This is a genomic window from Myroides odoratimimus, assembly GCF_038039805.1.
Lineage (GTDB): Bacteria > Bacteroidota > Bacteroidia > Flavobacteriales > Flavobacteriaceae > Flavobacterium > Flavobacterium odoratimimum_B.
Window position 1 is genome coordinate 20,338 of record NZ_JBBPHK010000032.1, and the last position, 12,073, is coordinate 32,410.

12 protein-coding genes are annotated in these 12,073 nt (G+C 33.8%); 9 read left to right on the forward strand and 3 right to left on the reverse strand.

The annotated features are described in order from the left end of the window. Window positions 1–282: 282 nt before the first annotated feature. Window positions 283–1,926, forward strand: a complete 1,644-nt coding sequence (locus AABL85_RS16185; RefSeq protein WP_341310837.1) for a mechanosensitive ion channel family protein — start codon at window positions 283–285, stop codon at window positions 1,924–1,926. Window positions 1,927–1,991: 65 nt separating this feature from the next. On the opposite strand, the gene AABL85_RS16190 is transcribed toward AABL85_RS16185, so the two are convergent. Beyond that, the gene (locus AABL85_RS16190; RefSeq protein ID WP_341310838.1) at window positions 1,992–2,630 is read right to left on the reverse strand and encodes a CatA-like O-acetyltransferase; all 639 of its coding nucleotides are present in this window, start codon (window positions 2,628–2,630) and stop codon (window positions 1,992–1,994) included. Between the two features lie 222 nt (window positions 2,631–2,852). Between AABL85_RS16190 and AABL85_RS16195 the strand changes: the two genes are divergently transcribed. The 3 genes from AABL85_RS16195 (at window position 2,853) to AABL85_RS16205 (ending at window position 5,297) form a co-directional block, all read left to right on the forward strand. Beyond that, window positions 2,853–3,380, forward strand: a complete 528-nt coding sequence (locus AABL85_RS16195) for a chromate transporter (protein ID WP_341310839.1) — start codon at window positions 2,853–2,855, stop codon at window positions 3,378–3,380. Window positions 3,381–3,382: 2 nt separating this feature from the next. Further along, the gene (locus AABL85_RS16200; RefSeq protein WP_341310840.1) at window positions 3,383–3,931 is read left to right on the forward strand and encodes a chromate transporter; all 549 of its coding nucleotides are present in this window, start codon (window positions 3,383–3,385) and stop codon (window positions 3,929–3,931) included. A 241-nt stretch (window positions 3,932–4,172) separates the two neighbouring features. Then, a complete protein-coding gene (locus AABL85_RS16205; protein WP_341310841.1) occupies window positions 4,173–5,297 on the forward strand; it encodes an FAD-dependent monooxygenase in 1,125 nt (374 codons plus the stop codon). A 350-nt stretch (window positions 5,298–5,647) separates the two neighbouring features. Here AABL85_RS16205 and AABL85_RS16210 read toward each other — a convergent pair whose 3' ends face one another. Next, the gene (locus AABL85_RS16210; RefSeq protein ID WP_341310842.1) at window positions 5,648–6,628 is read right to left on the reverse strand and encodes a fumarylacetoacetate hydrolase family protein; all 981 of its coding nucleotides are present in this window, start codon (window positions 6,626–6,628) and stop codon (window positions 5,648–5,650) included. Between the two features lie 3 nt (window positions 6,629–6,631). After that, window positions 6,632–7,675 (reverse strand): MBL fold metallo-hydrolase, encoded by a 1,044-nt coding sequence (locus tag AABL85_RS16215; protein WP_341310843.1) that lies wholly within the window; start codon window positions 7,673–7,675, stop codon window positions 6,632–6,634. A gap of 121 nt (window positions 7,676–7,796) precedes the next feature. Between AABL85_RS16215 and AABL85_RS16220 the strand changes: the two genes are divergently transcribed. The 5 genes from AABL85_RS16220 to AABL85_RS16240 all read left to right on the forward strand — a co-directional run bounded on the left by AABL85_RS16220 (window position 7,797) and on the right by AABL85_RS16240 (window position 12,008). Further along, window positions 7,797–8,654, forward strand: a complete 858-nt coding sequence (locus AABL85_RS16220) for a helix-turn-helix transcriptional regulator (protein ID WP_341310844.1) — start codon at window positions 7,797–7,799, stop codon at window positions 8,652–8,654. Window positions 8,655–8,863: 209 nt separating this feature from the next. Then, window positions 8,864–9,481, forward strand: a complete 618-nt coding sequence (locus AABL85_RS16225) for a pentapeptide repeat-containing protein (RefSeq protein ID WP_341310845.1) — start codon at window positions 8,864–8,866, stop codon at window positions 9,479–9,481. Between the two features lie 87 nt (window positions 9,482–9,568). Further along, window positions 9,569–9,973 (forward strand): IS200/IS605 family transposase, encoded by a 405-nt coding sequence (tnpA, locus tag AABL85_RS16230; protein WP_341310846.1) that lies wholly within the window; start codon window positions 9,569–9,571, stop codon window positions 9,971–9,973. 230 nt (window positions 9,974–10,203) lie between these two features. Then, a complete protein-coding gene (locus AABL85_RS16235; protein ID WP_341310847.1) occupies window positions 10,204–11,661 on the forward strand; it encodes a ligand-binding sensor domain-containing protein in 1,458 nt (485 codons plus the stop codon). A 32-nt stretch (window positions 11,662–11,693) separates the two neighbouring features. Next, window positions 11,694–12,008 (forward strand): DDE-type integrase/transposase/recombinase, encoded by a 315-nt coding sequence (locus AABL85_RS16240; protein ID WP_341310849.1) that lies wholly within the window; start codon window positions 11,694–11,696, stop codon window positions 12,006–12,008. Window positions 12,009–12,073 lie beyond the last annotated feature (65 nt).

Consider the following 12,073-nt stretch of genomic DNA (forward strand, 5'->3'; position numbering starts at 1 on the left):
GAAAGTAAAAAAAAGGAAGTTTTAAGAAGATTATGGATAATTGTGCTTACCTAAGCTTCATCATAAATTAGAATTTATTATATCAGTTTTTAATTGATTAGACTTAAACCATTGTTTATAATGATGTTATGTTTTAATTTAAGTGTAGTGTCTCGATTTTTTAGGAATGAAAGATGCTTTATTATCAATTAAACTTCTTAAAGTTTATGAGTAGTTCACAATCGGTATAGTTTTTGTCTACATTTTAATATTACATTTACGTTTATTTAAAGATTGTATATTATGCGATTTTATTTGTTGAGCATTCGTTTACTATTATTGACAGCTGCTGTATTAGTAAGCGGTCTAAGTTGGGCAAAAGGGAAGAAAACAACTACAGTACCTGAACAAGAGGAGGCGGTGCGCACTGTAGTATTGGTTATGGAGAAAACTCCTGTCATAAACTTTAATGATACTCTATTTAATGTATATGGTAATATAGGGTCTTTTACTTCTAAGCAAAGGGCTAAATCAATAGAGAAAAGAATAAGTCTGTTAGCAGAGGATTATCTCTTTGAAGGTGATTCTATTAAACTGGCAGATACAGGTACCTATCTTAACTTGATGTATGAGGATGAAATTCTGATGAGTGTAGATAGTATCCAAGCTGCTCAAGAAGGAATGAGTAAGTTAGAGGCCGCTCAGCATTATAAAAGTCAGATTACTTCCGCAGTAGAGTTACAACAACACAATACAAGTTGGCAGCAAATATTATTTCAAATAGCAGGTACATTAGCTATTATTGTTGTTGAGTTTTTTATACTTAAGGGAATACGCTATGTATATAGGAGATCTAAAGTTGCTATTTGGAGACAGCGAGGCAAAAAGATAAAAGGTATTTTTGGGATTATAGATGATCAAAGAGCGATGTTAACAACGATCACTATTGTCAAGGTAATTAAGTTCTTTGTAGTCTTGATTTTCTTATATATCGGATTGTTAGCTGTATTTAAGCTTTTTCCATATACTAAGCATATTTCAGATCAGCTTTTAGATTATGTGCTAACACCACTTCGATCTGTAGGTAAGAGTATTATAGCCTATATGCCTAAACTCTTTACTATCCTTGTGATTGTTTTTATTTTTAGATATATACAGAAATTTGTAAGGTCATTAGCTGACAAGATAGCTCATAATAAGATTACGATCAAAGGGTTTTATCCCGATTGGGCATTTCCAACTTATAACTTAGTAAGTGGACTATTGTTCATTTTTATGTTTATCTTGATTTTTCCGTATTTACCTAATTCAGATTCTCAGATATTCCAGGGAGTTTCGGTATTTGCTGGTATTATGTTATCACTGGGGTCTACTTCAGTTATTGGAAACTTGGTAGCAGGATTAGTCATAACTTATATGAGACCTTTTAGATTAGGAGATCGTATTAAATTAGGAGAATTTACTGGGGATGTATTAGAAAAAACGGCATTAGTAACGAGAATCAAAACGCCAAAGAATGAGGTTATTACTATACCTAATTCGAATATAATGACTGCTCAAACAGTGAATTACTCTCAGTCAGCTAAAGAACACGGTTTGATTTTATACTTGACCATTGGAGCAGGTTATCACGTGCCTTGGCAAAAGGTACACGAGATGCTATACGAGGTAGCTAATAGAACTGAAAACGTCTTGAAACGTCAGAAGCCTTTTATATTACAGGATCAATTTAGAGACTTTTATGTCGATTATCAATTGAATGTGTATATCAGAGAGGCTAAGTTATCTGCAAAGGTATATTCTGATTTGCGTCAGCATGCACAAGATGTATTTGCAGAGAATAATATCGAAATGGTAGCTCCTCACTATAGCTTTAATAGAATTGTAGATGGAGAAGATTCAACTGTTCCTCCGAAGTATGTGAAGGAACAACCAGAAACGAAATAGAAGGATATACTGATTATAAATGCAAAAGCACTGTTATATACTATAGCAGTGCTTTTTTTATTTCATTATCGGCCTATTGTATCACATAGTTCTTGTAAGGTGTTTATGAATTTGGCTACGTGTAAGCCATCACAAGTAGCATGGTGCACTTGAATGGAGATAGGCATTAGGATTTGCGAATTGTCAGTGTAGTATTTTCCTAAGGTAAAAATAGGAGCAAAGTAATCTTCGAGGTCAGGTAGGTTTAAATTAAAACCATCAAAACTAATCCAAGGTAACATAGAGATATTAAAAGTGTTTTCGAGACGCTGTTGAGGAAACATATTATAATTCCCTTTGTTTTCGAGTTCTACTGAGTTGTAGTGTTCCATGAAAGTGTTGAGATCATCACAATACAACGAAGTAAACTCAGAAAAGGTTTCTGTCTCTGGGTGGAGTACTGTGTAACTTGGATTCAATGTCTCCCAAAGAATCAATTCATCATCTTTAATTGCAAATCTGAATTCAGGATGAGTGTTTACTGCTTTGGCTAGTAAGTGAATGATTACGGGGTAAAACTTGTGTTGTTTACTTTTGATAAAAGAGATTAGCTCAGTGATATTAATTTTTGTACTTAAACTAAAACTACACCTTACTTGATTTTTGTAAAAATTATAGTGCTCTTTTCTATTCCAAGTGTTTATGTCGAATACTTTATAACTCATTTTAATAGTGTTTGATAGCAGCAAAGATAAGGTTATTCACTATAGAAAAGAGCAGTCCTAATTCAACTGTAGTTCCTGTAACGTTTGCGGATGTCATACTAATGTAGAACCTGTATAAAGTGATGAGTCAAGGTGATTAATTTACTTATGTTAAAGGAGAAAAAGGTTAGATGTTGTATCTTGTTTTTTTTGAATATTGACCTCAGTTATACAATCGTATTTATGCTTTTCAAGTTGTTTTATTTATTTACTAAAATAGGAGTTTTTACCATAGGTGGAGGATATGCTGTTATCCCTTTAATAGAAAAGGACATTGTTTCAAGACAGTGGTTGAGTCAAGATGAGTTTTATGAGCTTCTGGCTATTACAGAATCATTGCCTGGCGTTTTTGCCACTAATATTGCTGCTTTAGTAGGTTTTAAAATCGCGGGAATAAAAGGTGGACTATTAGCTGCCTTAGGTACAATATTGGCTCCTTTTGTAATTATATTACTCATAGCTGTTTTCTTTAGTCGTTTTCAGGAGAATATCTATGTTGCTAAAGCTTTTAAAGCCTTAAGACCTGTAGTAGTCGCACTGATAGCAGCACCGTGTTATACGGCAATAAAGATGAATAAAATGACAGTGAAGACACTTATTTTGCCCACTATAGCCTTATTGTTAATGTGGGTGGGAGGAGTATCTCCAGTTTGGATTATCATTATGGGATGTGTAGCAGGTATTTTGTATCACCAAAGTATAAAGAGTTAGGTATGATATTTTTGAAGATTTTTTGGGTATTTATCAAGATCGGTACTTTTGGATTTGGAGGGGGATATGCTATGCTATCTTTTATACAAGAAGAAGTAGTCGATAAGAATCAATGGATTTCGAAGAGTGAATTTACGGATTTGGTAGCTGTTTCACAGATGACTCCTGGTCCGATAGGTATAAACTCGGCGACATACGTGGGCTATAGTGCTTTGATTAATCAAGGATATTCGACACCACTTGCTGTTTTAGGAGCGGTAGTGGCTACAATAGCGCTGTGTTTACCTTCCTTTATAATGATTTGTTTTATCTCTTATTTCTACTTTAAATTCCGCACGAATAGATATTTTTCCTACGCTCTTTTAAGGATCAAACCGTTGAGTATTTCACTGATTGCTTTGGCTGCTTTAACGCTTGTCAATAAAGAGAATTTCATAGATTATATCAGTATAATTCTCTTTGTACTGACACTTATTTGCTCGATACGATTTAAAATACATCCAATTTTGATTTTGTTTGCAGCTGCTCTTTTAGGAATATTTATTTATTAGGTAGCGCAATACACACGCTCCTTAGTTGAGGAAGCGTATTGTGGTCAATACTATGCTTATTTTTATGGTGTTTGTTGGTTGATATTGTGTTTTGAGTAAGCATATCTTCTTTAAACTTTTTTAATTTATACTGATCGAATATTTAGTTCTTCTATCAGTTAATTGCATTTGTAATTTGTTTTAATGCTTGTCTTGTCTTTGTATCTTAGCCATTTGGTAAATACTCAAAACAGCAAGAATTATGATCGCGATAATCGGAGCAGGTATAGCAGGGTTAACTATGGCAATTGCCCTTAAAAGAGCAAATATTCCATTTGTCGTTTATGAATCGACAAAGGAGATTAAGCCTGTCGGTGCTGGAATTGCTATTGCTAATAATGCCATGCAGGTTTATCACCACTTGGGAGTATCTGATCTCCTAAGTGAGAAGGGAACCCGTATCTCTACTGTTATGCTTACTGATATGGATCTAAATGTATTGACGCAATCAGACTTAGCTCCATTCGAAGATAAATATCAGTTGGCCAATATTGCTATTCACAGAAGTGACTTGCACAAAGTACTCGTGGATGAGGTAGGAATGAAACATATTCTACTGAACAAGCGTCTTGCACATCTTGAGAAAAACAGTGATGCTCAGTATACATTATCGTTTACAGATGGAAGTACCACAACTCATGAATATGTAATAGGTGCTGATGGGATTCACTCACAAGTTCGCTCAGGTTTATTTGGCCATTATCCATTGCGCGATGCCAGGCAGGTGTGTTGGCGTGGTGTGTTAGATTACGATCTCTCAGACGATTATAATAATATCGCTTTAGAAGGTTGGGGGAGAGGAGAGCGTTTTGGATTCGTTAAGTTAGAAGGCAGACAGGTTTATTGGTATTTCTTAGTTAATGAGCATAAATACTTAAAGCATAAAGAGCTAACTGCTTTAATACAGGATTGTAATCCTTTGGTAAGGGATATGATTGTACAGACAGCAGATGATGATATCTATTTGAACAAGATCTATGATTTGCCTCTTATTAAGGAGTGGTCTAAAGGCAGGGTTTGTTTAATAGGTGATGCTGCACATGCCACCACGCCTAATTTGGGACAAGGAGCTTGTCAGGCGATTGAGGATGTGTATATAATCAGTAAATTATTAGAGAAATATTCTATTGAAGAATCTTTTCAGCGATTTACTTCTATTCGACGTAAGAAAGTGTCTCAGATCGTTCGAGATAGTTGGCGCATGGGGCAAGTAGCTCAGTTGAGTAATCCCTTGATCACTTCTGTTCGAAATTTGGCTTTTCGCTTAGCTCCTTCTTTTTTAAAGGATAAGCAAATTAGTATGATGTTTGAATTGCAAAAGGTATAAGTTTAGCAAGTCTTTCATTCCTCTTTATTTTCTGCGTTTTATTTGGGAATGATATCCTGTTATTTAAGTGATAGTACTCTTCAGATAAGAGTGGAGATATAATGCATAGCCACAAGCTGTTTTATCTTGTACCTCAGTTGCTCCAAGTTTCTTTTTGACCTACATCTTAGTTTATCAGAAGATGAGGTAATAAAGTACTTAGATGTAGTTCTTTGGTGAAGTTTCTTTTTTAATAGGGAGATAAAATTTTAATTGATCAATATATCCCTTTGCTTAAAAGAAACAAAAGTAAGCTTATTCCATTTTGATAAGCTTACTTCTGTCAAACACAATGCAATTTGTATAACAGTCTATAAGGATGGCAAGTCGCTTACACAGACTGTATTGGTTATTTTTCCGATGCCATCTACTTCTAATTCTACGATGTCACCGTGGCTCAGTTTCTTTCCTAACTCTAAACCACACCCAGTTTCCACAGTTCCCGAACTCCAAACTTCTCCTGCGTGTATTGTTCTTCCTTTACTTATTCCAACGATAATTTGTTCAAAAGATTGTGTATGTTCACTCGTATTTCCCATAGACCACAGTTGCCCATTTACATAGGCTTTCATCGTGCAGTTGTTTAGATCTATTTCGTCTTTTGTCACAATGCACGGTCCTAAAGTCACTGACTGATCAAAATCTTTGGCATTATCTGCCCAACCTTTTCCACTTAAAATATTTTTGATCTGTAAATCTCTTAAGGTCCAATCATTAAAGATGGTGTATCCAAATAGGTAATCGGTAGCATGCTCTATTGCAATATCCTTTCCTGTCTTACCGATGACACATCCTATTTCCAATTCGTAATCTAATTCTCTTGTACCTACTGGTGTGGCTATAGTTTCTCCAGTATGTGAAATATAAGTGTGATCGCGCAGTTCGTAGAGCGTTTCTGTACTATTTTTAATTCGCATAGTCATTTTGTTGAACTGCTCGGTCAAGGCACTGCTATCCATATTGGTCTCTTGAGTGATGCGCTCAACAAGTCTTTTGGAAGCAGTTGCAAGATGGTTATCGGGGTTCATAAACATAGTTCCCAGTATTCGCTTAGGGAAAATAGGAGCCAGTAATTGAACAGTGTGAAGAGGAATACTTTGATATTCTTCTTCATTAGAAACTATCGTTCTAACAGTTTCTAATCCCTCATCACCCGATTCTATCAGGTGTTGCATAGAATTAAAAGCGACATTATATGGGGCTATAGATTTTAGATCTAAGATAGCGGTATTTGAGGTGTTTATCACGCCAAGTCTTGCTTGGTTGTTGTTTTGGTAAGTTACGAACTTCATGGATTATAGATTTAAAAGTTTAAGTGACTCAGACCATGAGCTATAAGGATCCCATGTCGGAATGCTGTTGTTGTATTTTTGGTCAAAATGTGTTTTCATCTCTTTTAATACAGCAGGGATATCGTTCCACTGTGGGATAAAGTGCCCTTCTTCTTTGCTTTTTACCACAGCCAGAATACTCATATAAACGCGCTCAGGTTGTATCCAATGCAAGTATTTAGCTATGTCAATTTTTCGTGTGATTTCCTCAGCAGTAATCCCTTTGGTATAGTATTTATCTACTTGTTCTAAGATGAAAGTCAAGTATTGTTTTTGCTCCTCAACAAAGTCCACAGTGCACAAACTACCATGACCAGGAACGACTAATTTAGGTTTTAAATCCTTTATGATATAGTCTAATACCTTCACCCAGTTGTGAATGCCCTGTTCACTATATGCTGTACATCCATTGAACACAACATCGCCAGCAAATAAGATTCTCTCTTTCTCTAACCACAATAGTACATCGCTATTCGAATGAGAAGGAGCTACGTCTATAAGTTGTACTTCTGTAGTGTCTAAATGAATAGTGGTATTGCTACTAATCTCTATATCCGGAGTGATCCATTCTACACCAGTTAAGTCAAAACCTTCAAATTCGTTTGCAAAGAATCGCTCACCAGCTGTTGATTCAGTAGAGTCTTTTCCCCTTTTAATAACAGCGTCCATCCATTGTATATTTTCGGTCAAACGCTCTTGTTGGGCATTGCGATGCATGATGATACACGAATCCTTAAACACTTTATTCCCCCATGTATGATCACTGTTGTAGTGGGAGTTTACAACATATTGTGGCAGCTCTTGATTACTCACTTGTGTGTAAATATCTTTTAACTCCGATGCGTGGAATAAGTCAAAAAACGTATCGTAAACCAATCCTTTACCTCGATTTATAAAGGCTGCATTTGCCCAGCTAATTCCGCGATAAGGCGAAAGGGCGGCAAATATATTATGATCAATTTCGATTACTTTAAGACGTTTAGAAGTATAAATTCTATTCTTGTTCATGGCAAATGTTTTAATTATTAATAGTGTAAAGGTATTTATAAAGCACTTTTTGACTGTAAACAAATAAAAGTAATAGATGTTCATTTCTTAAGATTATTTATCTTTGTAGGAAAGATTTGTTATGAAGGCAAAACAGCATACAATAGAATCTATAGTGCAGGATAGGGGATTAGATTTAAATCAAGCAATCTATATTTCAAGAGATGCTAAGGAAATAGTAGATTACTTTGCCAAATATCCTCATAGCATTAATGCTTTTGTGATAGGACTTTGTGTAAAAGGGAATGCGAGGATTAAGATAGACTTAAAAGAATATAGTATTCAGTCGGGAAGTTTAATCAGTCTGATACCTAATTCACTTGTATCCCCAATAGAAGTTTCTGAAGATATCGAAATCTACTCATTGATGTTTTCATTTGATTTTATAACAAGATCAGCTTCTTTTTTTAAGATTGAATTGTTAGAGGCTTTAAGGGATCTATTTGTCATTCAATTAGAAACTTCTCAAATAGCTTTATTACAGGAGTTGTTTACAGTAGCAAGTCGGTATAATTACTCAGAAAACCCCAGTTCAGAGGTACGTACTCATTTGTTTAGTGCGCTATTGTTAGAAATCCAAAGGATTTATCTACACAAAAGCGTAGAGGATAGGGTAGAGTCGCGTTATGAATACTTGACAAGAAGTTTTTTTAAGCTTTTGTACAACCACTTTAAGACAGAGCGCTCTCTACAATTCTACGCCGACGCGCTCTGTGTCACTCCTCAACATCTATCTACTGTCATTCGGAGTGTCACCCAGCATACTATTTCGCATTGGATTAGTGAATTAGTCATTCTCTATAGCAAATCTCAGTTGAAAAATACTAATTCAACAACGAAAGAGATTGCTTTAGCCTTAGATTTCACAGAGCCTACTTTGTTCTGTCGCTATTTTAAAAAGAACACAGGTATGACACCTATAGAATATCGCAAGAGTTAGGTTGTACTTAGCTTTAGAGTAGTGAAGGATTGATAGTTTAAACAAGTTTTTAGAAAAAGCAGCTTCCTGGTTAAGTTGTTCTTTGTTAAAAATCAACAAATAGTTGTGAGGATGTATACTTCACTATTCACGATGGAAAAATCTGTTATCTTTGAGATCGATAAATACGGTGGTTTAGTGGATTATGTGATTCCAATAACAAATAAAATATGAAAAAATTAAAAGATAGATGGAATGATGTGGAGTTTACTACTACTTTACAGAAGGAAATAGAATCACTATACTATAAAAATGTAACAGATTTAAAAGATATCGATTTAGCAGGTATTCACTTAGGTAATAAAATAAAGCTACTGGAACACTCATCATTGTCTAAATCGAAGTTGTATAATGTTAACTTATCTTATTCCTTTATAGACGTTGATGCTCAAGAAAGTGTATGGGAATTAAGTAATTTTACTAAAGCAAAGCTCAATCGAAGTGTTTTAAGTAAATCTATAATCAAACAGTGTAATTTTCAGGAAGCTAAATTGGTAATTAAAGCTGATGGCACTGTTTTTGAAGATTGTTCTTTTGTTGGTGCTAAAATAGGTATAGGAACATACGGATATGAGTATGGAGGTAGGAGAACGAAGTTTTATAATTGCGATTTTACTGATGCACAATTTGTTCGAGTAGAATTTAGGGCTTCAAGATTCTCTAATTGTAATTTTACAAATACTGCATTTGTTGCATGTGATTTTAGAGGGGTGAAAATGGAAGGTTGTATTCTACCAAAGTTATCCCAATTTTCGGACATGGATATACCTGATATTATAGAAGAGTAGGGGGTGTAGAAATAAAAAGACTGTAGTTAAAACTATGCATTATAGTGCATTTAGCTTTCAGCTTCTAAAAATGTTTACCTTTGATATATGAAATATCAACGAACCGGCGGACATAGTGTATCACGTTTAACTGCCCATATAGTATGGGTGACCAAATATCGTTATCCAGTATTGGAAGGAGATATTCAGATTTGTGAAGCAGAAGATATTCAAATTTTAAAAGGTGTGGTATCAAAGGATCATGTTCGTCTTCATATAGAATATCGACCATCTCAAAACATAAGCAATATTGTCAAACTCTTCAAGGGGCGTACTTCAAGGAAATTACAAATAGAATATCCTGAGTTGAAACAACGCTACTGGGGACGTCACTTTTGGTCAATAGGTTTTGGTTTTTGGAGTATAGGAAATATTACTGATGAAATGCTAAATAAATATCTTGAACACCATCGTAAACCAAATGAAAATGGAGGTAACTTTATACTTGAGTAAGTAGCTCCACCCAGGCAGACTTTAGTCTGCTTTAACAAACTATGGACTTTCAGTCCATAGTGGTTTATTCCATTTTTTCATCGGTAACATAGTCATCTATTGACTTAAATATAAACTGATTTATACTTTTGTCATATAATAAGTTAATATTTATATCCTGACTTCTAGGTGTAAATTTTAAGAATGGCTATCTTAATAACTTATTGTTTATAAAAAACAAATAATCAACAATGAAAAAAATACCATTGTTCTCTTTTCTCCTCTTAGGAATTAATTCATATGGCCAGTATATGTACCCTGTAAAAGTAGATAATTGTAAAATAGATAGGTTCTGCCTTGACTGTGGTGATACATTAGCGGGATATGATCAAAAAGCTTTTACGAAACTTGAACAAGAGCTAAACAAAGAGTTAGATCTTAATAAGCTTACTGGAAGAATAGGATTTCAGGTTTTAGTAGCTCCTAATAAAACTGGTTGTGTTATAAGTCACACAGATGAATCAAATAGTACAGTGACAAAAAAAATAATTGAAAAACTAAACAAGTTTAAAAAGTGGACTCCTTCTATAACAGATGGTAAAATAGACCTAAAGACCTCTATAAACGTTGTCTTTGAAATTCAAAATAATACTATATCTGGTGAGATTGTTAGAGTAGATTTTACTGAATTTGAAAAATCTTTTGATTACCCTACTGATCCAGAAATCTTAAACAACACCTACCAATACAAAAATGAAAGTCTATCTAATTACACCATATCAGTTTGGGACACTAAAAACTCTAACTTACACAATAACAATATAATGAAAATTGCTGTAGACAAATCTGAATTGGTTTGGGTAATATCTTCTTTTGAACTACTAACTTTTAATAGAAAAGACTTTAAAAAAATGCAATACAATGATTCTCTTAATGACCCGGGATATCATCGTATTTTAATAGATACTAATGATATAGTTTGGTTAAATCAAGATAGAGAGATATATTCTATCAAAAACCATAAATGGCAAAAACACCCACTAAATTTATCATATGATAACAGTGTCTATAACATTACAGAAAATCCTAAAAAACAAGAAATTTTCGTAAGTTTTGAAGGTGGATTAGCAATTTATAATAACCAGAGATGGGATTTTCTTCATCAAGAAATATTAAAAAAACTTCCTTCAAATAGAATTAATTTTACACAAAGAGATTCTAATAATAAGTTATGGATAAGCACCTTCAATGGAAGTGTTGTACTTAATAAAAACAATGAATTAGTTAAATTAGAACATCTCACTAGCCTTCTTAAAAATAAATATATTAATTCTATGGATGAGGATCAAAATGGTAATCTATACTTCTTATTTGATGAATTTGATATTAAAAAAGATATGCAGGGACAAAGTGGTGTAATTATTTATTACTTAAATGATACATTTACTCAATTTTCCATAGAAAACTCTGGAATTGCTACCGATAACAGTTTTTCAAAATTACTTTATGACAAAGAAGATGATATTTTATGGATTGCCACTTATAATGCAGGGCTTATTAGGTATGATTTAAAGAAAGACACTTGGGAGAATTATCACAGCAAAAACTCAATGCTCCCTACCTCTAAAATTACAGATATGGCTTTTGATAAAAACTATAATCTATATTTAGCTACTGACCAAGGACTTGTTAAATTAGAAAAAAGATAATTTTTTATGATATAATGTAGACCTCGCTAAAGATAACAAGAGTTAAACAGCCTTTAGAAACACCAAAAGTACTCAACGAATGTTGGAGTATGGATTTTATGAGTGACTTACTTACAGATGGCAGAAAAGTAAGAGTTTTTAATGTATTAGACGACTGTAATAGAAAAGCAATAGCTATTGAAGCTGGATTAAGGTATCCTACAAGAGCAGTAATGGAAACATTAGAAAACCTAAAACAAGAAATAGGTACTCCAAAGTACATTAGAAGTGATAATGGTTCTGAATTTATCTCTAAAACCTTTGTAAATTGGTGTGAGAAGAATTTCATAGAAATTAAGTATACTTAGCCTGGTAAACTGGAGAATCCAGTGAAATTGACCACCTAATTCCGTTAAAAGTGACCATGTCATTC